The 23799-nt window shown below is 31.9% G+C and carries 22 protein-coding genes, 1 riboswitch and 1 other annotated feature; of the genes, 3 read left to right on the top strand and 19 right to left on the bottom strand.

Annotated features, from left to right (window positions below; genetic code table 11):
* Positions 1 to 220 precede the first annotated feature (220 nt).
* The 12 genes from MHH42_RS13265 to MHH42_RS13210 form a co-directional block, all read right to left on the bottom strand.
* The gene (locus tag MHH42_RS13265) at positions 221 to 601 is read right to left on the bottom strand and encodes a hypothetical protein (protein ID WP_000584988.1); all 381 of its coding nucleotides are present in this window, start codon (positions 599 to 601) and stop codon (positions 221 to 223) included.
* A gap of 38 nt (positions 602 to 639) precedes the next feature.
* Positions 640 to 1113 (bottom strand): helix-turn-helix transcriptional regulator, encoded by a 474-nt coding sequence (locus tag MHH42_RS13260; RefSeq protein WP_001030625.1) that lies wholly within the window; start codon positions 1111 to 1113, stop codon positions 640 to 642.
* A 242-nt stretch (positions 1114 to 1355) separates the two neighbouring features.
* Positions 1356 to 2162, bottom strand: a complete 807-nt coding sequence (locus MHH42_RS13255; protein ID WP_016108528.1) for a DegV family protein — start codon at positions 2160 to 2162, stop codon at positions 1356 to 1358.
* A gap of 199 nt (positions 2163 to 2361) precedes the next feature.
* The gene (locus tag MHH42_RS13250) at positions 2362 to 2868 is read right to left on the bottom strand and encodes a DUF3189 family protein (RefSeq protein WP_016108527.1); all 507 of its coding nucleotides are present in this window, start codon (positions 2866 to 2868) and stop codon (positions 2362 to 2364) included.
* A 79-nt stretch (positions 2869 to 2947) separates the two neighbouring features.
* Positions 2948 to 3403, bottom strand: coding sequence for a DUF1453 family protein (locus tag MHH42_RS13245; RefSeq protein WP_016108526.1), 456 nt, complete (start codon positions 3401 to 3403; stop codon positions 2948 to 2950).
* Positions 3404 to 3610: 207 nt separating this feature from the next.
* Positions 3611 to 4231, bottom strand: a complete 621-nt coding sequence (locus MHH42_RS13240; RefSeq protein ID WP_070173238.1) for a VanZ family protein — start codon at positions 4229 to 4231, stop codon at positions 3611 to 3613.
* 151 nt (positions 4232 to 4382) lie between these two features.
* Positions 4383 to 5408: a serine hydrolase domain-containing protein gene (locus MHH42_RS13235; RefSeq protein ID WP_070173237.1), complete on the bottom strand. Its 1026-nt coding sequence runs from the start codon at positions 5406 to 5408 to the stop codon at positions 4383 to 4385.
* A gap of 111 nt (positions 5409 to 5519) precedes the next feature.
* Positions 5520 to 6758, bottom strand: a complete 1239-nt coding sequence (locus MHH42_RS13230; RefSeq protein ID WP_000722090.1) for an MFS transporter — start codon at positions 6756 to 6758, stop codon at positions 5520 to 5522.
* Between the two features lie 64 nt (positions 6759 to 6822).
* Positions 6823 to 7080: a binding site (T-box leader), on the bottom strand.
* A 176-nt stretch (positions 7081 to 7256) separates the two neighbouring features.
* The gene (locus tag MHH42_RS13225; protein ID WP_070173235.1) at positions 7257 to 9395 is read right to left on the bottom strand and encodes a penicillin-binding protein; all 2139 of its coding nucleotides are present in this window, start codon (positions 9393 to 9395) and stop codon (positions 7257 to 7259) included.
* A 736-nt stretch (positions 9396 to 10131) separates the two neighbouring features.
* The gene (locus MHH42_RS13220; protein ID WP_001110145.1) at positions 10132 to 10731 is read right to left on the bottom strand and encodes an undecaprenyl-diphosphatase; all 600 of its coding nucleotides are present in this window, start codon (positions 10729 to 10731) and stop codon (positions 10132 to 10134) included.
* Between the two features lie 263 nt (positions 10732 to 10994).
* Positions 10995 to 11984: a zinc-binding dehydrogenase gene (locus tag MHH42_RS13215; RefSeq protein ID WP_016108523.1), complete on the bottom strand. Its 990-nt coding sequence runs from the start codon at positions 11982 to 11984 to the stop codon at positions 10995 to 10997.
* Between the two features lie 189 nt (positions 11985 to 12173).
* Positions 12174 to 12680 (bottom strand): GrpB family protein, encoded by a 507-nt coding sequence (locus MHH42_RS13210; RefSeq protein ID WP_340893453.1) that lies wholly within the window; start codon positions 12678 to 12680, stop codon positions 12174 to 12176.
* A gap of 127 nt (positions 12681 to 12807) precedes the next feature.
* Here MHH42_RS13210 and MHH42_RS13205 point away from each other — a divergent pair, with 127 nt between their 5' ends.
* Entirely contained in the window at positions 12808 to 13689 is an 882-nt protein-coding gene (locus MHH42_RS13205) for a protein kinase domain-containing protein (RefSeq protein ID WP_016108522.1), read from the top strand.
* 41 nt (positions 13690 to 13730) lie between these two features.
* Positions 13731 to 15032 carry a sensor histidine kinase gene (locus MHH42_RS13200; protein WP_016108521.1) on the top strand — a complete coding sequence of 434 codons (1302 nt, stop codon included), beginning with the start codon at positions 13731 to 13733 and terminating at the stop codon, positions 15030 to 15032.
* Positions 15033 to 15131: 99 nt separating this feature from the next.
* On the opposite strand, the gene MHH42_RS13195 is transcribed toward MHH42_RS13200, so the two are convergent.
* The 4 genes from MHH42_RS13195 to MHH42_RS13180 form a co-directional block, all read right to left on the bottom strand.
* Entirely contained in the window at positions 15132 to 15239 is a 108-nt protein-coding gene (locus MHH42_RS13195) for a YjcZ family sporulation protein (protein WP_000120182.1), read from the bottom strand.
* 135 nt (positions 15240 to 15374) lie between these two features.
* Positions 15375 to 16175 carry an energy-coupling factor transporter transmembrane component T family protein gene (locus MHH42_RS13190; RefSeq protein ID WP_000552028.1) on the bottom strand — a complete coding sequence of 267 codons (801 nt, stop codon included), beginning with the start codon at positions 16173 to 16175 and terminating at the stop codon, positions 15375 to 15377.
* Positions 16168 to 17868, bottom strand: coding sequence for an ABC transporter ATP-binding protein (locus MHH42_RS13185; protein ID WP_016108520.1), 1701 nt, complete (start codon positions 17866 to 17868; stop codon positions 16168 to 16170). Before MHH42_RS13185 ends, MHH42_RS13190 begins: the two co-directional genes overlap by 8 nt.
* A gap of 10 nt (positions 17869 to 17878) precedes the next feature.
* A complete protein-coding gene (locus tag MHH42_RS13180) occupies positions 17879 to 18427 on the bottom strand; it encodes an ECF-type riboflavin transporter substrate-binding protein (protein WP_016108519.1) in 549 nt (182 codons plus the stop codon).
* 139 nt (positions 18428 to 18566) lie between these two features.
* Positions 18567 to 18682: riboswitch (SAM riboswitch) on the bottom strand.
* 151 nt (positions 18683 to 18833) lie between these two features.
* Here MHH42_RS13180 and MHH42_RS13175 point away from each other — a divergent pair.
* The gene (locus MHH42_RS13175; protein ID WP_000978599.1) at positions 18834 to 19517 is read left to right on the top strand and encodes an aspartate/glutamate racemase family protein; all 684 of its coding nucleotides are present in this window, start codon (positions 18834 to 18836) and stop codon (positions 19515 to 19517) included.
* A gap of 49 nt (positions 19518 to 19566) precedes the next feature.
* On the opposite strand, the gene MHH42_RS13170 is transcribed toward MHH42_RS13175, so the two are convergent.
* From MHH42_RS13170 to MHH42_RS13160, 3 genes are all read right to left on the bottom strand, one after another.
* Positions 19567 to 20745, bottom strand: coding sequence for a macrolide family glycosyltransferase (locus MHH42_RS13170; RefSeq protein ID WP_000932110.1), 1179 nt, complete (start codon positions 20743 to 20745; stop codon positions 19567 to 19569).
* A gap of 253 nt (positions 20746 to 20998) precedes the next feature.
* Positions 20999 to 21529 carry a signal peptidase I gene (gene lepB / locus MHH42_RS13165; RefSeq protein ID WP_000811461.1) on the bottom strand — a complete coding sequence of 177 codons (531 nt, stop codon included), beginning with the start codon at positions 21527 to 21529 and terminating at the stop codon, positions 20999 to 21001.
* 76 nt (positions 21530 to 21605) lie between these two features.
* Positions 21606 to 23732 (bottom strand): peptidoglycan D,D-transpeptidase FtsI family protein, encoded by a 2127-nt coding sequence (locus MHH42_RS13160; RefSeq protein WP_340893448.1) that lies wholly within the window; start codon positions 23730 to 23732, stop codon positions 21606 to 21608.
* Between the last annotated feature and the right edge of the window lie 67 nt (positions 23733 to 23799).

Raw genomic sequence — 23799 nt, 5'->3', positions numbered from 1 at the left:
TACCTACTACGTACTGGATGAAATCAAACGTTTATGTGCAATCCAGCTAATAGGGAAATGATTCATGTGAAAAAGGAGATGCTATAGGTACTATAGCATCTCCTTTTTATGTACTGATTCATAAAGAAAGACAGCGATTCTTCCTCTACCTTTATTGTGCTATCTTTTTTGGATTAAGTCACCATGTAGTAGTAAATAAAAATGAGCTAAGTTTAAAAAACTAGTTGATATACATGGAATCAGGTACAGACATTAAAACATAAAAAAGGTCTCCTACTATTCCACTAGTAAAAATAATAAATCCCATATTACGTATTCCTTTAATTTTTGACCGTAATCCAATGATTCCAGCTAATAGCCCAGTTAAAGAAAATAGAATCCAGTATAATTCTGTAGGAATATCAAGAAGTTTATTCTCAGAAATCCCCATTCCCCAAAAAATAAAAGGCAGTACGACAAAGGAAAGGCTAAGTAATCCTAGTATACTTACGAGTAAGTTACGATGTTTAATCCCATTAATAATTAAATACAATCCACCAAAAAATCCGCATAACACAAGATAAGGCATATAGTAGATCCAAAGTAAACTCAAAATGATCATATGTAATTCCCTCCAATTTTTCTGCATTCTCTATAATTTTAAGGGGTTATTTGACTGTCTGAATCCGTTGCTAATTGATTCATTTGATTTAGCGCTTCTTCTAAATCAAATGAATTAAACCAACGGTAATCCTGCTTGTCTAAAATACGATAATGCTGACTAATCAGATTTTGTTGTAAACGAAAGTTCCCTTTTTCTTGAATCTGTTTCCACCAGACTTTTCCTCCCAATGTTTTTTCTTTGAAATTGCTAGTGCTACTGTGGGCCATTGTTTCGATTACTACTAATGGATCATCCCCAAGAGCATTCTGTAAAACTTCACTATCTCTAAACAATGCACAAATAGCAATGGTGTTGGTCCAGCCTGCATTCGTTCTCCCTTTCTCAATTTGAACAAGCGTTTTTTTGGATATCCCGAGAATTTCAGCCATTTTATCTTGCGTATATCTTTTTTCAGTACGTATTAACTTTATTTTCGTTGAAATGAGTTCAATTGTATGATCTTTATTCACTTTCTCTCCTCCAAAAGTAACTAATGTTTTATTTAGTGTAATTTTACACTAAAATAATCCCATTTTCAACTCGATCCTCCCTAAATCTTGTAAGAAATAATCGGATAAGCCATAAAAGAGCATTCCACAGTTTTCTATGAGGTATTGAGGAATTATCGATTTCTAAGCTCGATGGAGATTTGGCAGGGGTCCATTTCATTTTAATTAAATAAAAAACCCGTGAATCATTCACGGGTTTTACTTTAATAACTAATTGCTATTGTTCCCTCACCTGCATGAACAGCAAATGAAATCGGTAATGGATATAGTTTGAAGTCCATTTCAGGGAATGCTTGTCTTATATCTGAAATCCATTCTTCAGCTCCATCTTTGTCATTAGCATGGAACATATGAAGTACTTTAGGCAATTCTTTTTCAAGCTCATTTTTAATATATTCTCGACATTTTTGGATTTTACGAACTTTCTTTTCAAGTAAAAGTTCGCCGCCTTTTACTTCTAATATTAAGTTGACACTTAATAAACTTCCAAGTAAAAATTGAACTCCCTTTACACGTCCACTTGCATACAAACCTTTTAAGCTCTTTGGAAATACATGAAAAGGTCTTCTTTTTTCATCTACTAATGTTTTGTGTATATCTTGTAAAGTCATACCATCATTGTATAACGATTTCGCTTTTCTAATTAGTTCATCCATTGGATAACTTGTCGTTTCACTGTCTAATACCGTTAATGGGAACCCTGCCATTTCTGCAGCTAATTTCATGTTTTGATAAGTTCCACTTACTTTTCCGCTAATAGCAACTGCAAATCCTTCTTCATATTCTTCTTTGCATTTCGTAAATAACTCTACCATTTCCCCAATGTTAGGTTGTGATGTAGTGACTGTCTTACCTTCGTTTAACGCATTATAAACACGTTCACGTACACCTTCTTCACAATCTTTGTACGACACACCATCAATAATAACTTCGATTGGGATAACAAAGTTATCTCCTTCTGTTTTAAAACTCGCAGTTGTACTATCAGTAATCCAAGCAACACGCTTCATGTTGTTCCTCCCTTAATTCAATTCCTCTTTTCTAATTTTTCTATATATTTATGTTATGAAAAGAGAATATCCCTGTAATAGTAACAGGACTTTATTGTTTTGGCTATAGTAGATAGATGATAAATGTGAATATTTCTTGTCTTTTTCACAAATTAAAAAGAAAATCAAGAAATTTGCTCGATTTTCTTTTTCTCATACATTATTTAAAAGTTTCGTTATCTAAAATCACAACATAATCATTCGTCAATCGCCCAGCTTCTTTCGTATAACTGACAAGCCTTTGTATGTTATCACAACAAATTTTTGCTCCCCATACGAGTAAGGGTACGCCGATAAAATCGATATGAAACCTCCTAGAAAACAGACCACCAAAAGTCATTGGTAAAGGCACTGTTGGTGATGTATTAGAAAAAATAATCTTTTCATGGCTTTCATAATGTTTTTGTAGAATCTCTCCTAAATGCTTCATCGCAGGTACAACGACTTTTGATGCGCCGCATCCAATCGTATATACAGGATTGCCATTTTCGTCTATTCCATGAAAAATAATTTTCCCCATATCTTCTGTTTTTAATTTATTGAAGTACTCTACATTTAATATTTCTTCTTTCGTTAACTTCCGATCAGTTGGTAATTTATTTAAATGATACGCTGCAGCTAGTGAAGTTGTATGTGTACCACCGAAGTCTGTGTAAATGAATATCATATTATCATCCCTTGTTGTAAATGTTCAATGTTATTTAGTATTACCGTTCATAGCATTGTTAAACAAGGGAAGAATGAAATTACGCTTTTTGTGTTAAATCATTATATTTTTTCCAAATATAATATCTTCTACTGATTACAGTACCTAATGTGATACATAAAAAGGCATTCGTTACAATCGTTAATGTTTGATGCGTACTGCCAGAAAACATACTCTGCTTAATCACAACTTTTGCACCTAAAATAACAAGTAGAATAATTGTACTTAACCAATTTCCCTTTCGTAATACATGACCTGTTTCACTATCTAATCGAAATGTTAATGCTTTTCCCCTAATAACCCCAAGACCCAATCCAATACCGAGCATTGCAACAAATAGTAGTACTTGTAATATATTTAATTGTCCCATATGAATAATGGACTGGATTGTTACGAAGCACAGCAAAGCCGGAATGATCCAAATACGATTAATATTCACTTTATATTCCTTACCTTGCATTAATATAATTATAAGAATAACAAGTAGAATATCCATTAAGAGTCCTCCTATATACTTGTTTGCCTTTGAAAATTATATTCGCCTCTTTTCATCCCATACTTGAAATACGATAGCTACTTTAAAGTGTATAATGTGGAATGTAATTTCCCATCAATCTTACTCATTAGTTATAAAAATAAAAAGACATACTTATTACTCGTACGTCTTTATTATTACATTCATAAACTCGTTTAACCTTTATCATTACTTAACATCTTTAGAACTAGTTTTATCTACTACTTGCATGTTAAATGTAGCAGCTAGCTTTAAAGTGATTTTATAAATAAAATAACCAACAATAGAACCTAGAACGTTACAGATCACATCATCAATATCAGTAATACGTGCCCATCCACTAAATAAAGACTCAATTAGTTGTAATAATTCAATACTAACTGATATGGTAAATCCTAATAAAATAGTATTTTTAATCTTTTTATATGTATCCCATATAATTGGTGCTAAAAAACCTAAAGGTATTAATAATAAAACGTTCCCACCAACATTTCTTACGATTAGACCGATCATAAATAGGACATCACCATCATAAGCACTTCCTATTTGACCAATATCCTTAAAAATTGATGCAAAGGGAATAATATTAACTGAACGACTAAGATTTTCAGCACTAGAAGGAAAACCAATTGGTAAAGGAAATAAAGTTACGGCAACAACCATACAAATGTATACTACGAATAGAAAACGAATTAATTCTTTCCACCAATTTACATGTTTTTTATTTTTCATCCCAATTAAAATACTTCGTACAATTAAATAGGAGATGACTCCAAAAACAATAAACACACTACCGTTTAATATATACAAATTTTCCCTACCTTTTTAATATTACATATAAATATCGATAATCATAAAACAGTGTTAATCAATTACAGAAAGTCTTCATTTAATAATTAAAATGAAGACTTATACAGAGTACATTTCAAGGCAGATGCAATTATGAACTCTTTTAACTTTTTCAAAAAGATTTTTCTAGTTCTTTCATTAATTTTTCAGGTCCTGCTCCTTTATTCGAAGGAATAACTAATGTAATTCCTAAGTCTGGATAAACGGCCGAGCGAAAACTAACACCTGGATCATAGCCCATTATATGATATTTAAAAATATCATTTTGTCTTGTTTCAATCCATATTCCATAGCCGTAAAACTGATTATTATTTACTTGAATATGAGGAGTTAAAAGTAAATTAGTATATTCTTGGCTTAATATTTCAAAGTTAAATAATGCTTCCCAGAACTTGAGCATGTCTGGTGCGGTAATATAAGCACCGCCATCAGAACCACCTTTTATCGGTATAGAATATGCATTTGTTCTCCATTTTTGGCTATTTACATCTTTTATATATCCCAAAGCAGTGTGCTTTGGTAATGTATCTAAAGAGAAATAACCGGAATCATTCATGCCAATTGGATTGAATATTTTTTGCTCTATATATTCCGCAAATTCAAGTCCTGTTTGCTCTTCTATTATTAATCCAAGTACGATAAAGCCTGCATTGTTGTAGTGAAACTTACTTCCTGGTGCAAACATCATATTATTGTTTTGAAATAATGGTAAAAAGTCTTTTAAACTTTTTAAAAGATACATAGGTGTTTGCTTCCAAAGATCCTCAAAGTTGTCCATTATACTTTCGTCAAAATAATCTGGAATACCAGAACTATGCGTTAAAAGTTGGTGTATTGTAATATCATCATTGAAGTTTGGAAATTTAATATGTAGACAATCTTTTAACTTTGTATGAAAAGTAATTACACCTTTTTCAACAAGTTGACAGATGCCGATTGCAGTGAATAATTTACATCCTGAAGCAATTCCGAATTTTGTTTGTAGTGTATTGTTTATACATTCACTTCTATTTGCGTAACCAAACGCCTCTTCATAGATTAAGTTTTTTTCTTTTTTCACTAAAACTACCCCAGAGAAATCTATATTCCGATACATCTCTTTTACAATTTTGTCTATTTCCCCTTTTGTTTTTATCACGACAACCACCCTTGTCTTTTCTTATTGTTCTTTCCCCTTATTTATTTTTCCATATAAAGGGGAAAGAACCCTTTAATTGAATACGATAAATTATTAATAAGAACACAAAATTCATTTCGAATTTATTGATTCATCGGAACCCCACTTAAATTGTGATGGTAATAAAGTAAATACACACAATACGATAGTTATAAACAGCATTCCTAATGTTCCTACAATGACTACAAGTTGTATAGAAATGAATTGCGTTGCAACAGCGGACAATATTGTAATAAAAATTGTTACTACTGCAATAAAGAGCCCATATATACTCCCAATCCGTCCCATCATATGAACAGGAACGTTATTTTGGTAAAATGTATAATACCCTGTATTTGCATATGCCATAGAGAAAGATAAAATAAGAAATCCGGTAGCAGCTATTAAAAATCCACTTGAAAAAGCGTAGATTAAATATCCGAGTGCGATGAATAATGATCCTATCCCAATTAGAAATGAAGGTGCTAATCTTTTTGATAAAATTGTATTTGTTATGGCGCCTAAAATACAGCCCGCTCCACCAATACTTACTAAAAAGCCATACTCACTATCTGTTAACAATAAAATTTCTTTCGCAAATGATAATTCAAGTGAATCAGTTGCGGTAGCTAGTACCATCATTCCTTGGAATAAGAAGTACACACATACGACATACACATGTTTTTTACTAAAATTTATAACAGTGTTCCAATCTTTTTTTAATAGTGAAATAGATATTGTATTACTAGGTGAATGAGAATCTTCTTTTTTATCAAGATTAGGTAAAAGTAGTGTAATTAATCCTGATAAGAGAAATGCTATAGTATTCATATATATAGTAAACTCTGGTGTACTCACTATTAATAAAGCTCCCGCTACCGCCGGACCAATTAAAAATGCACCAGATGATATTAAGCTACGTAGTGAATTGAAACGTTGTCTTTGCTCTACTGGAATTAATTTCGTCATATACGTCATAGTAGTCGGCTCATAAATCGCGCTGGCCATACTTATAAAGAATACGAATACATAAACAATCCAAAGTGATGGAAGTACAGGTAACATAGCAATACATATTGCACGATATATATCAAGGTGTATCATTAATTTTCGTTTATTTAAACGATCAATCATACTTCCTGACCAAGCGTTTGTAAATAAAGCGGCTAGTGGCTTAATTACATATAAAGTAGCAACAGCTAAGGCTGAGCCACCCATATTATAGACAAGTACATTCAGTGCTATTAAGTAAATCCATGCACCTAAATTCGCAATACCAACTCCGGACAGTAGTAATAAAGGATATTTCCAATCTTTAAGTATTTTTTTCACTTTAGGTCCCCGCTTTCCATATTGTTTTAAAACAATAAAAAAATCCCCCCCCAAGACTTATAGTCTTAGGGACGAGATTTATCATCGCGGTGCCACCCTAGTTTATTAATATGTCGCCATATTAAACTTATCAGGTACTGCATTGTTTTCATGCTTATACCGTAGCTCTATAACGGGAGCTCCCGTCACACCATCCTCTTATAAAAGATTCCGATGTACTGCTCAGAGGCTTGGTTCAATAAAGAATTTTTGCTCCTTTTCAGCTTTATGGAGCTCTCTGTGAAAAATTCATTTTATTTACTCTTCTCTTCACTGCATTTGATTTTTTCCATATTATCACATATATATTTAACTGTAAATAATAAATAATTACATATTTCAAGTTATGCCAATGTTAACAGTCTTATTTATTATTTTTTCTAAAAATTACGGTGCGTGAAATTACTAGAATCTCTAAAAAAAGAGCCTCTTATATATAGGCCCTTCACAATGTCCAAATTAATTCGTATTTGCCTCTACTAACGGTTGTAGCGGTGGTTCTAATTCTAGTTTTAACGTATCACCTTCTTGTAAATCTTTCCCTTTTTCAATACTTTGATTTGTTACATAACCCGTCCCTGAAGTTTTTAAATCTAATTTCAAAAGCTTAGAGAAATACATAACATCACGCATGGACCAACCTTTTATATTTGGCATTTTTGCGTTATTTCCTAATAGAAATATACGATCTCCTTCACTCATTACCTCACCAGATTGTGGGTATTGTTTTATTATTTTTCCTTCTCCTAAAATAACCGGCTGTAGCTTCTCTTTTTCTGCACTTTTTTCTACTGTCCCCATGGATTGATTCACATAACTTTGTACTTTTAATTGAGATTGCTTCGTTGCATCGACAATTTGTTTTTCTGTATATGGTTTCACCTTTAAATATTCTAAACTATTTTTTATAACTGGTTTAAATATTTCAGCAAGAGGCTGAGCTCCATACTCGTCTCCCTTTAATTTTGGCTGCTTAATAGCTAAGTATACGATTAACTCTGGGTCATCAATTGGAGCCATTCCTAAAAATGAAAAAATATAATTTTCTTTCCCTTCCATATATCGTCCATTTTCAGGGTTCGGAATTTGGGCTGTTCCTGTCTTACCCCCAATTGGATAACCATCCACTTTATACATTGTACCAGTTCCTTTTGAAGACGTAATAACGTGCTCCATTAAGCTTCTTACCTTGTCCGCTGTTTCTTTTTTTATCGGATTCCCAATTTCTTTCGGTTGATTTTCCATAATAACTTGTTTGTTTGTTGGATTTACAACTTTATCAACGATATATGGTTGCATCATTTTCCCGTCATTTGCTATTGCCGTAGCGGCTTGTATTAATTGAATAGGAGTGACAGTGGAACCTTGCCCGAAAGAAGTTGTAACTTGTTGGATTTGTGTGTTTAATAATAATGTATTTTTACTTTCTCCGGGTAAATCTATTCCTGTTTTTTGATTGAAACCAAATTTATTCATATATTGCTTAAATTTATTCGGTTTTAATAACTGATCTTCTAAAATAGAAAAAGCTACATTTGACGATCTTTCAAAGCCTTCATCAAATGTAATTGAGCCCCATCCAAATCCACCATTATGATCCTTTATATCTGTTGAACCAACCGAATATTTTCCTGATTGAAAATATTCTTTCCCGTTATATACACCTTCATTAATAGCAGCAGCTAACGTAAACACTTTCATTGTTGAACCTGGTTCATATGCGTTTGCAATTGGATCATTTAAAAAGTATTCGATATCGCCTTTATTAGGATTATAGCTAGGCTTACTAGACATCGCTAAAACCTTACCAGTTTTTGGATCTGCAATAATTCCTATTAACATAGAAGGATCATAGTGTTGTTGTGCTTTGTTCATCGCTTCTTCTAAAAAACTATTAATTTGCTTATCAAGCGTAAGATATACGTTATTTCCATGTTTAGCAGGTTCTACTTTACCTATGTCATTTGTAAGTGGGATACCTCTTCGTGTTCCTACATATTCTATATTCCCGTTCGTAGAGCGCAAATATTTATCCAAACTTTTTTCAAGTCCAAATTTCCCTTCCGTATTTCCTTTATCATCTGGTCTAGCAAAACCAAGTATATAGGATGCAAAATCTTCATTTGGATACACTCTTGCTTTTTCAGGCATAAAAGATACACCCGGTATTTTTAATTTCCTAATTTTCTCCTTCGTTTCTCTAGATAAATTCCGACCAATTTTCCCAATTTCAACTTGTGTGCGTCCTTCATGAAAATTTTTTATTACTTCCTCTTTATCAATTTCAAGTACATCAGCTAATTGTTGTGCCGTTTCATCACTATTTTTCACTTTATCTTTTCCTTTTAAATTCACAACAACTCGATACGTTGCGGAATCTTGTACTAGTACCTTTCCAGTTTGGTCATAAATTGTGCCACGGTTTGCTTCTAATACTCCATTTTTATTATGTTGTTCATTCGCGAGATCTTTTACATCCACATTATGCACGACTCCTACTGCTTGTATATAGAATATACGCAAAAGCATAGTAAGAAACAAAACAATAAAAGCAATCATCATATATCGAGCACCTTTATTCGTTTGAAGTTTATGCATACTTATCTCCTTTCATTTGTAATTGATTTCTGCGAAGATGCACTTTAAAATATGTAGTTTTTGTTTTTATTTTCGATACTATATGTTTCGAAGTTTTCTGTTTAATTCCTTTAAAACAAAACCAACTATTATTATTTTGGGTTTAATTTTATTCATTTATATTACGGTATGTGAAATTAATGAATATTCAAATAAAAATACATTTTTTAAAGTTAGCTTTCCTTTATCGTGTAAAGAGAGACTAAAAACATTTATTTGCTATATAGATAAGTAATTTCTTCAAGTGTTTAACATGAATATTCTAATTGGAAAAATAAGGTTGTCTAATGATAGTATTATTACAATAGATTTTTAAACGCGTCGGGAGGTATTGTTTTGGAGAAGGAAGTAAAGAGCGAAGTAATTAAAATTATAGCCGTGACTGTTGTAGGTGTAGTCCTTATATTATCGATACCGTAACTTTTTAACTATTTTTCGTAACCTGGCTGTTATAATATATAATGTAAAGCTCTCCTAAATAAAAAAATTTGAGATTACCGATAATAATGTTATTATTACACCCCTTACTGTACTCATATTTCCTACATTATTTACTCTAACTACTTGTTGACAATCATCAGTTCTTTCTACATTTCATTTCCAATACCATTCTTTTATTCAATAAAAAAAGTTCCCCCTATGGATACCCAAGGTGGGAACTTTTTTAAACCAAACTTATAAATAGTAGATTTTAACCCTAAGCTATATGGTTATATTTTGCTAAAAAAGGAATTCGTTTTGCTACCAACGCATACATTTTGAAAACGATTTTTGCGATTGGTTCAAATATTCGTTTATTCTGCAACAACAAGCTGCTTGTTATAATTGTTATTACAGCGGCACCAATTACATCTAACGGGAAATGAACACCTACATACAAACGTGATATGCCAACTAATACCGCCCAAATAAGCGCTATATATTTAAGTTTTTCTCCTCTAATCATAAAGACGAACGCAATCGAAAATACAAGTACAGAATGATCGCTAACGAATGATGAATTTTCTGCATGTGGTACTAATTGATGCACATCATGTGATATAAACGGACGCGGATGGTAATATACCGCATGAATGAAAACATTTACTAATAATGCAATCATTACAGAAAGTGTCGTATATAACACTGTGTATTGTTTTCTTATCGCTTTCTCTTTTTTTCCATTATGAAACCATAAGATAAACATAAATAGAATCGCCACATATGCAGCGCTATTTGTAATAACAATCATTACCTTATCTAATAGTGTAGATGTACCGGCTAAATTGTTTATCCATTGAAATACTGTGTAATTCACGTTACTCTCTCCTTAACTTTTCTCATCGTTCTTAAAATAAAGATACGAGTTTACTTGATTTACACAGTATACAACATTTAGTCACATTTGGATTTTCACTTTATTTGTTTTTACTATTTTTCATTTTACAATTATGTAACTATTTACATGCGTTAAAAATATATAATGTTAAAAAACCTTTCTAAATAACAAAATTAAAAATCTATACATACATAAAATACATACCATATTGATATAAAAATATTAGTTGTTAAATCATATTTTTATTCCATACGTAGAGCGATATTACCAAATTGTTCGCCTTGTTCCATACGATTTAATGCCTGAACTGCTTCTTCTAACGAAAAACTTTTATCCATAATTGGTTTAATTTTATGTTTTTTTATAAACTGAATCATTTCATTAAATTCCTCACGGCTTCCCATAGATGTTCCCATAATATCGATTTGATTATAAAATAATGCACGTAATGGCAATTCAATTTTATCTCCTGAGCTTGCACCAAAATTAACAATTCTTCCATTTGGTTTTAATACATCAAAATATTTTAAGAACGTCGCAGGACCAATACTATCTATAATTAAATCTACTTTTTCTCCTTGCAAGCTCTCTTCCCAATTTCCAGAACTATTAAAAGAACAGTCTGCACCATATTTTTCAGCAATCACTCTTTTGTTCTTTGACCTTGAAGTAACACTTACTTTTGCACCAATTGCTTTCGCAAATAACATGGAAAAGGTTGCCACACCACCGCTTATTCCTGGAATTAAAACATGTTCACCGCACTTCAATCTCCCCTTTGTAAAAAGTGCTCTATATGCAGTTAATGCCGATAATGATAGAACACCGGATTCTTCCCAAGTAAGATATGACGGCTTTTCCACTACATTTTCAGCTGGTACAATTACATATTCAGCAAACGTTCCATCTTTCGGTCCACCTAACACTTCAGGTAACTCTGGCACATTAGCAATACTATCCCATCCAATACTAGGATTAATAATAACCTCGGTATGTAGTGAAATATTTGAAACCCCTTCTCCGATTTCTGTAACAATGCCCGATCCATCTGATCCTATTACTAATGGTATATCCATTTCTTTTCTATTATTTATTATAAATAAGTCTCTATGATTTAACCCTGTAGCTTTTAACTTTACTTTTACTTCACCAGCATTAGGAGTTAATTCAGATAAAATTTTATATTCTAACCCCTCTAAGCCTTTTTTATATTGATGTATAATTGCTTTCATTGTTTCATTCCCCCTTAATATTTTTAATGTACTAGAAACATCGAAATAAATAAAACAATCTGTCTCCAATAAATAGAAAGAAAGTATATTTTTATGACAAAACAGAAAATCCTTCCTTTTAAAAAGCAAAAGAAGGATTTATCAGTACTATTGTCAAAACTATTTAGATAAAAAACTGTAAATTTAACTTTAATTAATTCTAGCCAATTCTATTATATTTCGAATAAATGGCGCTTTTGCATTTGTATACGACACACGATCAAAAGGATATGTAGCTGCAAGCCCCTCTTTTAGTTCTCTATATTCTTTACGTGCCCATTCATGTTTTTTTAGAAAGTCTCGAAACAAAAGATTATTTCTCCATTCCTCGCTATTATAAATATAAACATGCAAATGATGAGTACCCGCTCTCCATTTCTCCTTTCTGAAAAACCGCCAACTTGGTGTTTCTTTTGGGACATACTCATATCCAATTTCCGAAAGGATATGAGTCCACTTTTCGGTAATTTGTAAATCCGTTACGCCAATCATCATATCAATAAGAGGTTTAGCGCCTAACCCTTCTACGGCAGTGCTTCCTATATGTTCAATAGCAACGATTTCTTCCCCTAATAAAGAATTAAATTTGTATCTTTCCTTTAAGTATTCTTCATGCCAGTCTTTTTGATAGGATTTTATAATAATTTTTTGATCCATTTTATTTGCCTCCTAAAAAGCTTTTATCATTATATTTATAAAATTTCATGTTATTAATATAGGATTTTCACAAAATATGTCGAATATTAAAACATACAACTTTATTATAATAAATGCGAGGTACATTATGAAAGATATTCCAGTTGAAATTCAGTTGAATCAAGTAACATTACAATTAAAAGAACATCATAATTTTGATTGGCTTTTGAAATTAGGAACTGTATTTGCCGTTTTTGACCAACAAGATTCGGGTAATATATGTTTTGGTGTAGAAAAGGATGGTCATAAGAAATTTATTAAATATGCAGGAGCACAAACAATTGCATATAATGGAACTCCAGAGGCCGCTATTGAAACATTAATAAAATCGGTTTCCCTTTACGATGAATTAAAACATGAATCACTAATAACTTTAATTGAACACTTTCCAGTACATAATGGATATGTTTTAATATTTGATTGGTTTGATGGGGAATCGCTTCACCCACATTGGAGTTTCCCACCTCCTGAGAAATATAAAAATCCAAACTCTCCATTTTATAAATTTAGACATTTAACTGTTGTGGAACGAATTTATTCATTGAATGCGATTTTTTCTTTCCATGCTCATGTAGAACAGAAAAACTATGTAGCTATAGATTTTTATGACGGTAGTATTTTACATAATTTTAGTACAAATGAGACGAAGATTTGTGATATTGATTTATACTCTAAAAAACCATACATAAATAAAATGGGAAGACTATGGGGTTCCTCTCGTTTTATGTCTCCTGAAGAATTTGAGCTAAACGCTATAATTGATGAAAAAACAAATGTATTTAATATGGGCGCGGTAGCTTTCGCACTTTTAGGTGGTGAAAAAGATCGTTCCTTTATAAAATGGGATGCAAGTAAAGAATTATATGAGGTTGCCTCTCGTGCTGTGAATGAAAACCGTGCAGAACGGTATACATCAGTAAAAGAATTTTATGAAGCATGGTTAAAAGTATCTAGTGCTAAAATGATATAAGCTTATATTTTTAAAACAAATATAGAGTTTATACTTTTATCATGTATAATACATATGAAATGGAAATTCAGAATGACGAGGCTAATATTATGGACTTTGTTTATATTAATCAAAATGTATTAAATAATCTTCTTTACATTTTAAGTAGTATATTTATTTTTTATTTTATATATGATAACAGGCGCTATTTGAAGAAATATAAAAGACTGCTTATTATTCTTTGTACGAGTATCCCACTTATTTTATGTATGAGATACCCTATCTATATGGATGAAAGTTGTATTCATGATTTAAGACAAATCCCAGTAATAATAGGTACACTTTATGGTGGATTCCCTGTCGGCATTATATTGTTTACTATTTTATTAATTACAAGAGTTTTATTTTATGGATTTAACATGTTAACAGTTATTGTTTATGGCACAATGTTCATCATAACAGCATTCGCATCTACAAAATTTAATACATACAATAGAAAGGTTAAAGTAGCTTTTGCTATGTTTTTAACTTTTTTCCTAGCAATATTTACAACTGTGATTGTACTAACATTATCAGAATTTGAAGTAAATAATTTATATATTATTTATTTCATATTATTACCGACTACTTTAATGTTATTTATTGTTTATTTTAATGAAGTTTTAAAAGATGCAGTATTTATGCGCTCAAAATTAATTAAAATGGAAAAGATGGAGATCGTTAGTCAACTTGCTGCTAGTATATCGCACGAAGTAAGAAATCCCTTAACTGTCGTAAAGGGATTTACACAACTTTTAAAAACACCAAATTTATCTCCTGAATCAAGGGACGAATACATTGAACATATACTTGAAGAATTAAATCGTGCGCAAGAGATTATTGATGACTATTTAACGTTTGCTAAACCAGCACCAGAAAAACTAGATCATATTTCAATAGACCAAGAGTTAAATCGAGCTATTAATATGATATTGCCATTATGTAATATGAATACGATACATATTACAAAAGATTTCTCAAAGGCAACTATTGTTGGTAATAAACAGCACTTTCAACAATGTTTTTTAAACTTAATAAAAAATAGTATTGAAGCAATGCCTAATGGTGGTACCTTAAATATATCCTCCACTATAAGCAATAATAAAGTTATAATACGAATTGAAGATAGCGGAATTGGAATGTCACAAGAGCAAATTAACAGGTTTGGCGAACCTTATTTTAGTACAAAATCAAAAGGTACTGGTTTAGGTACGATGGTTGCTGTTAAAATTATTGAAACGATGCATGGTAATTTAAAAATCCAAAGTACCGTTAGTAAAGGAACGGCTTTAACGATTACATTCCCAAAAGATAAAAATATATAACAAAGAAAAAAGGAGCATAATAGCTCCTTTTTTCTTTGTCTCGATACATAAGTATCTTCTATGTTTTTTAAGTTTACATTTGTGAAGACTAATTAAAAATTAGTATCCTCCACCCCAACAGCTGCATCCTACAATTATTAATAAAATGAATAACACAACTAATAAAGCGAAACCTCCACCAAAACCACAAGAACCACCGTAACTCATATTTTTTCCTCCTTTTGGTTTGAAAACTAATAGGTAGTTGATCGTTTTAACTGGTTCGTATTATACATTATGTATATATCCCTTTTTTGAGCATGTCTACTTAAAAATAAGTAAAAGCACTCGATTACGAGTGCTTTAAAATGGATACCAAAAGTTTTGAAATACATTTAATTTTAAATATACTGCAACCATTAAAATAAAAACACCTGTAAATAAAGCAATGAAATCACCACTTTCCGCTTTACTTGTATAGAACCACGTACGTTTATCCTTCTTTCCAAACCCTCTTAAATCCATTGCATTTGAAACGGTATCGATTCTTTCTAGAGAATGAATGATTAGCGGCCAGAAAATTAAAATACGGTTTTTCATACGAATCCATAAGCTCGCTTCCCCTTTTTCAAAAGCTACTCCTCTCGCTTCTTGCGCATGTTTAATAATTTTATATTCGGACTGAATATCAGGTATATAACGTAGTGCAATATTTATTGCATATGTAATCTTATAATGAATACCAAGTTTACTTAAGCCACTTACAAATTCACTTGGATCTGTCGTGTAAATAAAGATAAGTGTAAATGGTAACAACGTAAAATATTTTAATGAAAGTGTAACTGCATAAAATAATGTTTCATATGTAATTGTTGCATAACCAATATGTAAAAACGAAGTATACGATCCAGTTAATTCAGATCCATGAGTCGGTGTAATTAATAAAATCATAACAGTGTTTAATAAACTAAATGTAAATATAACAGTAAAAATAAGTAAAATTTTACGAAGTGGAATTTTAGCAAGTAAGAGTCCGATACATCCAAACATAAATAAAATTAGTAATATGCGAAAATCAAAAAACATAAAAGTAAGCGTCATACAAAATATAAACAAAACTAATTTCACAGCCCCATCCATACGACGAAAATATGTATTATGCATTTTCCTCCCTCCTACTAACATTGCAATAAAGTTCCATAAACTTTTCTGGACATGAAATTTCACTAAATGTAACAAGCTCGAATAAAGAACTCTCTCTTAGATTGGCTCTTTGTAACGTTTCTTTATGTCCTAATACAGTAGTTGCAGTATTATCCGCAATGATTTCTCCCTCATGTAGAACTACCGCTCGGTCTGCATATTCTAATGCTAGATTCATATCGTGTGTTATAAAAATAAAGGATATTCCCTTTTTAGCCAGGTTTCTAATAAATGACATAAACTGTTTATAATGATAATAATCTTGTCCAGCCGTCGGTTCATCTAATATGATAAGTTTAGGATTTGTTGTTAATACAGATGCGATAGTTAATCTCTTTTTCTGCCCATAGCTTAATGCCTGAATTGGCCAATTACGAAATGGATATAAACCACAGATTTTTAATGATTCTTCAGCTCTATAGTTAACTTCTTCCTTAGGAAACTTTTTTAATTTTAATGTGAATGAAACCTCTTCTAAAACAGTAGGTTGTGTAATCATATGATTTGGATTTTGCATCACATAAGAGATCATCTCCCCACGCTTACGAATAGACCAAGAACTAATATTTTCTCCATCTAATAAAATCCCTGCATTACTTGTTTTATTTATACCAATAAGACTGTGAGCTAATGTTGATTTTCCAGCTCCATTGTGTCCTAAAAGAGCGATAAGTTCTCCTTTACTTATCGAAAAGTTTATATTTTCCAATACTCTTTGTCTATTAGGATAGGAAAATGATAAATTCTCTACTCTTAATAATTCTTTATTTTTAGTAGCATCTTTTAAAAAAACTTGCTTCTGCATCCATTCTTTTAAAACGCCACTAATTTTTTCCTTTTGAATTTTTTCCAGTGGATATATTACGGCATTATTACTATCAAAATGTAATCTCTTTAATGCTTCAATATAAATCGGCTCCCTTAAGCCAATACGAGGCAATATATTTGATGCTAATATTTCTTCCGGAGTCCCTACCGTAATGACTTTACCTTCATCAATTAAAATCATTTTATCTAAATCCAATTTTAATATTTCTTCTATTCGATGTTCAATAATTACAATTGTTTTATTAGTTTGTGCATGTATATCTTTCATAAGTTCTATCGTATGTATGGCGCTTAGCGGATCTAAGTTTGCTAAAGGTTCATCGAACAATAATATATCCGCATTTGTTGTTAAGAGACCTGCAAGAGAAACCGTTTGTTTTTGTCCTCCTGATAATTCATGCGGACTTTGTTTACGAAAAGTATGCATCTTTACCTTTGTTAATGAGTCTGCAACACTCTTTTTCATATCATCTTGATTTACACATTCATTTTCTAAATAAAAAGCGACATCTTCTTCTACTGTAAGGCCAATAAACTGAGCATCTTGATCTTGTAATATTGTTCCTACATGCTTACTCTGTTCAAAAATACTGCCTTTCCTCGGGTCTTTACCAGCAATTAATACGTTACCAGTACTAATCCCTTCATACGAAAATGGGATTAGCCCATTAATACAATGAGCTAATGTCGACTTCCCAGAACCGCTTCGTCCAGCAATTAGTACTTTTTCTCCAGGGTTGATATGAAATGTAATATCTTTCAAAGTAGGCTGCGCAGCATGCTTATATTGAAAGCTGAATTCTTCAAACGAAATAATTGGTTGCATGTTAACATCCCTACTTTTCAATTTTTAAATGTGTATGTTTTTTATTCGATTTTGCTAGGCCAATTGTAATCGGTAATCCAAGAACTAAGAAAACAATAACATCAGCAATGGTTGCCCCTAATACTTGTATAACAATTTTGTCAAACGGTTCTCCCATCACGATAATATCGAATACCCCAGCAAATATAATAGCAATGACAATACCTACTAAACCAGTAATTGCTAAATAAGAAATATCTCCCTTACTAAACGACCCATTTTTCACATTAAACCCACTTCTTTTTTGAATGAGCCCCATCGCAAAACCAATAATTCCTGAGCTCAGAACCCAGCCCCACCAAATCCCCCCACCAGAGATCGTATCTGTTACGGTATGACCGATAAGTCCTATTAACAGTCCTGCTACTGGACCAAATAACGCTCCAAAAATGGTTAATATAGCTAATCCAGGTTTAATAAATGTATTTGGTGCAATAGTAAATCCCCAAAGTCCTAATATCCCATATAAAGCTGCTCCGATTCCGATTGCTACTACTAACTTTGTTGATAATTTGTTCATTTCAATTCTCCTCTCAAATTAGTCAGCTTTCATTACTCTATATTTATTTTAATAATGAATTATGCATCGAAACTCCCTTTCTATACAACAAAAAATGACCTCTTACATAAGAGGTCATTTTCTTTCACGTGCAAGAATCCTCTTATCTTTCAAAAAACACATCGTGTCCTCTGCGGAATTAGCACCTTCCTATGAATGCACATAGGGGTTGCTGAGGTTTCTTAGGGCCGTTCCCTCCACCTCTCTGGATAAGTATTAATTTGTAATTCGTATTATGGCACTAAGAAAGATAAATTTCAACACTTTTCTAATTATTTTTATTTTTTATTAAATAGTGTTTTTAAATCATTGTATTCTTATCGGAATTATGAAATAATGGATTCGAAATTGTTACAAGGGGGAATGTATGATGAAAGTAATTGGTTTAATTGGTGGGTTAAGCTGGGAATCTACATCACTATACTATAAACATATTAATACGCTAACACTCTCTCAATACGATCAAAATGCGAAGCTCGTTTTATATAGTATGGATTTTGGAGAAGTAACTACTTTATTACAAAACCATCAATATGAAGAAGTAAAAAACGAATTAGTCACAGTTGCTAAAAAGGTTGAAAAGTCCGGGGCGGAATGTTTATTAATGTGTTCAAATACAGTCCATTTATTTGCTGAGGAAGTAGAACAAGCAATATCAATTCCACTTCTTCATATCGGTGATGTAAGTGCTAAAGAAATGGTAGAACAGAATATAAAACGTATCGGACTATTAGGAACGAAACAAACGATGGAACAAGATTTTTATACATCACGACTAGCAAAATATAACATTGAGACAATTATCCCAAATGACGAAGAAAGAACTTTTATCCATCACGTCATATTAAACGAATTAAGTAGAGGCATTATTTCAGAAACTTCAAGAGAGAAACTAATACAAATTACCAATTCATTAATTCAAAACGGTGCGGAAGGTATATTACTAGGCTGTACTGAAATACCATTACTTATTTCCCAAAATGACCTTACTGTTCCTGTTTTTGATACTGCTTTTTTACATGCAAATACTGCTGTACAATTTGCTGGATAATAATATACAAGCATAAAGGTAGAGCCTCTATGCTTGTATATTGTCCGAACTATTTATTTAAAAGAGCATCAATAACTGCAATGGCTCTTTTGGAACCACCACACCCTAAAAAACTTTCATTCAGTTTTCGAATGCCATGTTTGTACTTTTCATTTGAAAGAACGTCTGTTACCGCCTCTTTTAAAGTTTGCACATTAACATGCTCTTTCAATAATCTATGTGCTGCCTCAAGTTCAGTTAATCTTTGCGCTATCATTGGTTGATCTTTATCATGCGGTATTATCACAAATGGGACATTGTAATGAATTGCATCGTGTACACTATTCATTCCACCATGTGTAATAAAAACATTTGCTTCACTTAATATTTCTGATTGAGGTACGTAAGGGGATATAATAAAATTGTCTGGAGCTTGCTTAATTTTTGAAATATCATTTCTATCACCGATCGCCATTACTACAATCCCTTCGAAATTTGAAAAAGCATCAATACAAGTATTAAAGAATGGTTCGAGCCCTTCAAGAAGTGTTCCCATTGAAATATAAATAACTTTCTTTTTTGAAAGCAATTCAAGTGGAAACTTTATATTTGTTTTGCGCTTTATCATACTCGGCCCAATAAAAACATTCTTTTCTCCGAACGAATCGCTATTAGGTTGAAAATAACGACTTGTATACACGAGACTAATGTCTCCCTTATTTTGCATAAATTGAAGATGATTTTTGGGCTTTACTCCAAATTCATGTTCCATTTGATACAGTAACTTTTCAGAGAGTTCATCGGGTTGGAATTGTTTTTCTGCATTTGGATGAAAAGGCAAGGTTTCCAATACTTCTGGTGGAATTAAAAATATAGGAGAGGAAACTATGCCTGGAACTTGTAAATATTCCTTTACTAACTCTCCGGCACCAAATATATCATAAACTACGAAATCAAAATTTATGCTTTTACATAATTCTTTCGTAATTTCTAATATATATAAAGAAGTTTGAACATGTACATGAAAGAAAGTTGTTAATCCATAGGAAGTTTCATTATCAATAGAAATCTCCTTTAATAAATCCGGATGAGTATGTACAATAGCTCCCAAAACTTCAAGCCTTTCCTTAAAGTTTTCCGTTGTAATATAGTGTACCTTATCTCCTCTTTCAGTAAAAGCCTTTACTAAACTTAATGTAGGATTTACATGTCCCTCTGCAGGAAAATTAACTATTAAAATATTCAACACGTATTTCTCACTCCTTACAATTCAATGTTCTTATTAATCGTACTGTAATTATTACAAGCAATCTTCCCCTAATAGTCCCAATTTGCTTACTACTTTAGGTTGATAAATAATTATTATTCATCGGAAAAGGCATCTACATAAGTAGATGCCTAACTGTGATAAGGAGTGTTCTGTGAGGTTAGGATAAGCTTTTCTGCTTGTCCTATGCTATCAATATATGAATTATTTTATAAAACGTGAATAGTTAATAGAATTATTTTAACCATTTTATTTGATCAAATGGATAATATACCATTTTTACTTTACCTATTATATTTGACTCATCAATTAGTCCAAGCGTATTCCTACTATCTTTACTATGATTTCGATTATCACCTAACACAAATAATTTATGCGTGGGAACTTTCATTTCTCTAAAGTTTGAAAAACGATTTGATACTTGTGACATATCTAACTGTATATACAACTCATCTCGCTTTTTGCCGTTAATATATACCACATCGTTTCTTACTTGTACGTTATCCCCTGGTAATCCAATAATTCGTTTCACGTAGTATGTAGGCTCGTCTTCTTTTTTTATTATTACAACATCACCATGATGAAAAGAAGAAAAATAGATACTAGCCTTATTAACTAGTATTCGATTATTTTCATTCAAAGTAGGTTGCATTGAAATTCCTTCTACCATACAAAATAAAAATGACTTATTAATAAAAAGAATGCCTATTATAATTAAAATATAGCTGCATATTTTTCTCCAATCTTTTAGAATTAATTGCTTCATATATACCTCATTTCTAACCTATTCGTATGTAAAAACGCCTCTAGTTCATATAAATGCTAGAGACGTTTCGTATATATTAATTCTCTTTAGAATCATAAGTTTTTGGTGCTTCGCCAGTTAATCGCTTATTTTTCAAATCAAAATAAGCATCTAAAACTTCTTTCCCAATATCAGAGTTAATACCAGACTTATCATTTATAACCCATGGTACTACAACGGAAAATGCTACTTCTGGATCATCATATGGCGCATATCCTGCTAATGTTAAATTATAGCATTCTCTACGATCGCCTTTCTCATTTCTCCCAATATCACTTTCTCCACCGTATACAGTCTGTGCAGTTCCTGTTTTGCCAGCTGGTTTATACGGTGCTTTTTGGAACGCCCTTACTCCCGTTCCATCCCCTTCTTGGAATACTCTTCTAAACCCTTCTTTTACTTGATTGATATATTCTTCTTTCATATCAATTCTATTTAAAACAACAGGTTCTATTGCATGCATCACTTTACCGATTTCATCCTTTTGAGCGGTTTGTTCTCTAATCTCTTGAACAATTTGTGGTTTCATTCGATAACCGCCGTTTGCGATAGTCGAAATATACTGTACAAGCTGAAGTGGTGTATACGTATCATACTGTCCAATCGAGTAGTCTAGTAAGAAACCAGGTTGATTATCTTTTTTACCAATTTGTCCAGCTGTTTCGTTCGGTAAATCAATACCAGTTGGAACACCTAATCCAAATTGCCTGAAATAATATCTCATTTTATCAAAATATTCCTGTTTAATATTTAACGAACTATTTTTCACATAATCTACACCTGCAATTTTCAATGCTGTATTAAACATATAAACGTTTGAAGAAACTTGTAACGCCCTTAGATCATCAATATTTCCGAACTCTTTCCAAGACTTTTTTTCCTTAGTTCCTTTAAACTTCATTGGTGCATCATAAAAATATGTACCTGGTGTTATAGCTTTCGTTTCAAATCCTGTTAATACTGTTGCACCTTTAACAGTTGATCCAAGCTCATATGAACTTGTCATCGTACCTAAAGCATAATCTTCTACTTCCGTTTTTCCGTTTTTTTCTATAAGCTTTTTCCCAGCCATTGATAATACTTGGCCGTTTTTCGGATTCATCATTACAACGAAAGCACGGTCTAACATTGATTCTGAACCTTTATATGCCTTTAATATTTTTTCTATGCTCTCTTCAACTTTTTTCTGTAATTCCATATCAATTGTTAACGTTAAATTTTTCCCACTTTTCCCCTCAGAAACTGTTTCCATTCTCATTGTATTTCCTTGCTTATCAGCTACACTTCTCACTTCTTTTTTCGAGCCGTGAAGCACATCCTCGTATTGCTGCTCAATGTAACTTTTCCCTATCCTGTCATTTCGGCTATAATCACGCACTAAATAATAATCTAATCGTTCACGTGGCAATCCTTCATCAGCATTCGAAACGTTTCCAAGGACTGAACGAAATAAGCCATCATTTACATAGTGTCTCTCCCAATCAACCGATGCGTCTACCCCTGAAAGATTTCCTAAATTTTCACTAACTTTTGCATATTCCTTTTCACTCACATCTTTTTTAATAATTTGAGGAGCCATTTGGTAACCTGCAGTCATTTTACTTTTAATAGCTAACACTTTTATATCTTGAGCTGTTAACTCTTGAAGATTTTTATCTGTGACACGCTTTCTTCTTAAATTTTCTATTTTCTTATCTAGGTCTTTACCCGTAATATCTTTTTCCCTAAACTTGTCTATTTCTTTTTTTGATATTAAATTTTGTGCGAGTTTTGGATTTAATTGCATCCAAAAATCTTTCTTATCCGTCTCAGTTAACTTGTCTATATCTTCTTGCGGCATTTCAATTATTTCCTCAAGTTGTCTTGCAGTTTTTAGTATATCTTCTGATTTTACACCTTTCACCTTTGTATACGTAATCGTGCGTAAAGACTTATTATCAATAACTGGATTCCCTTCTCGATCAAATATTTTCCCACGCGGGACGGAAAGACTTACAGTTGCATTTTCTCTCTTCTCTACTTCATTTTTATATGTCTCTCCATCGACAATTTGTACTTTACCTAACTGTATAATCATGGCAGAAAATAATAAAAATACACAAAAGAATAAAATATTTAAGCGCATCGGTATTGCTCTACCACTCTTTTTCTCTTTCTTTTTCACCTCGTCATAATCTCCTCCTTACAACATTTTTAATACTTTTACGCTTTCTATATTAAAAGTAATGTAC

Origin of the sequence: Bacillus sp. FSL L8-0099, assembly GCF_038006385.1 — a bacterium.
Lineage (GTDB): Bacteria > Bacillota > Bacilli > Bacillales > Bacillaceae_G > Bacillus_A > Bacillus_A toyonensis.
The sequence above is the reverse complement of the archived record's forward strand: the minus strand, read 5'-3'. Positions and strand labels throughout refer to the sequence as shown.

What these genes read in the sequence shown, in the direction of transcription:
- MHH42_RS13175 (WP_000978599.1), top strand. Translation starts at nt 18,834, where the DNA reads ATGATGAAAGTAATTGGTTTAATTGGTGGGTTAAGCTGGGAATCTACA.
- MHH42_RS13255 (WP_016108528.1), bottom strand. Translation starts at nt 2,162, where the DNA reads ATGAAGCGTGTTGCTTGGATTACTGATAGTACAACTGCGAGTTTTAAA.
- MHH42_RS13225 (WP_070173235.1), bottom strand. Translation starts at nt 9,395, where the DNA reads ATGCATAAACTTCAAACGAATAAAGGTGCTCGATATATGATGATTGCT.
- MHH42_RS13250 (WP_016108527.1), bottom strand. Translation starts at nt 2,868, where the DNA reads ATGATATTCATTTACACAGACTTCGGTGGTACACATACAACTTCACTA.
- lepB (WP_000811461.1), bottom strand. Translation starts at nt 21,529, where the DNA reads ATGAAGCAATTAATTCTAAAAGATTGGAGAAAAATATGCAGCTATATT.
- MHH42_RS13210 (WP_340893453.1), bottom strand. Translation starts at nt 12,680, where the DNA reads ATGGATCAAAAAATTATTATAAAATCCTATCAAAAAGACTGGCATGAA.
- MHH42_RS13205 (WP_016108522.1), top strand. Translation starts at nt 12,808, where the DNA reads ATGAAAGATATTCCAGTTGAAATTCAGTTGAATCAAGTAACATTACAA.
- MHH42_RS13200 (WP_016108521.1), top strand. Translation starts at nt 13,731, where the DNA reads ATGTATAATACATATGAAATGGAAATTCAGAATGACGAGGCTAATATT.
- MHH42_RS13185 (WP_016108520.1), bottom strand. Translation starts at nt 17,868, where the DNA reads ATGCAACCAATTATTTCGTTTGAAGAATTCAGCTTTCAATATAAGCAT.
- MHH42_RS13190 (WP_000552028.1), bottom strand. Translation starts at nt 16,175, where the DNA reads ATGCATAATACATATTTTCGTCGTATGGATGGGGCTGTGAAATTAGTT.
- MHH42_RS13265 (WP_000584988.1), bottom strand. Translation starts at nt 601, where the DNA reads ATGATCATTTTGAGTTTACTTTGGATCTACTATATGCCTTATCTTGTG.
- MHH42_RS13195 (WP_000120182.1), bottom strand. Translation starts at nt 15,239, where the DNA reads ATGAGTTACGGTGGTTCTTGTGGTTTTGGTGGAGGTTTCGCTTTATTA.
- MHH42_RS13245 (WP_016108526.1), bottom strand. Translation starts at nt 3,403, where the DNA reads ATGGATATTCTACTTGTTATTCTTATAATTATATTAATGCAAGGTAAG.
- MHH42_RS13215 (WP_016108523.1), bottom strand. Translation starts at nt 11,984, where the DNA reads ATGAAAGCAATTATACATCAATATAAAAAAGGCTTAGAGGGGTTAGAA.
- MHH42_RS13180 (WP_016108519.1), bottom strand. Translation starts at nt 18,427, where the DNA reads ATGAACAAATTATCAACAAAGTTAGTAGTAGCAATCGGAATCGGAGCA.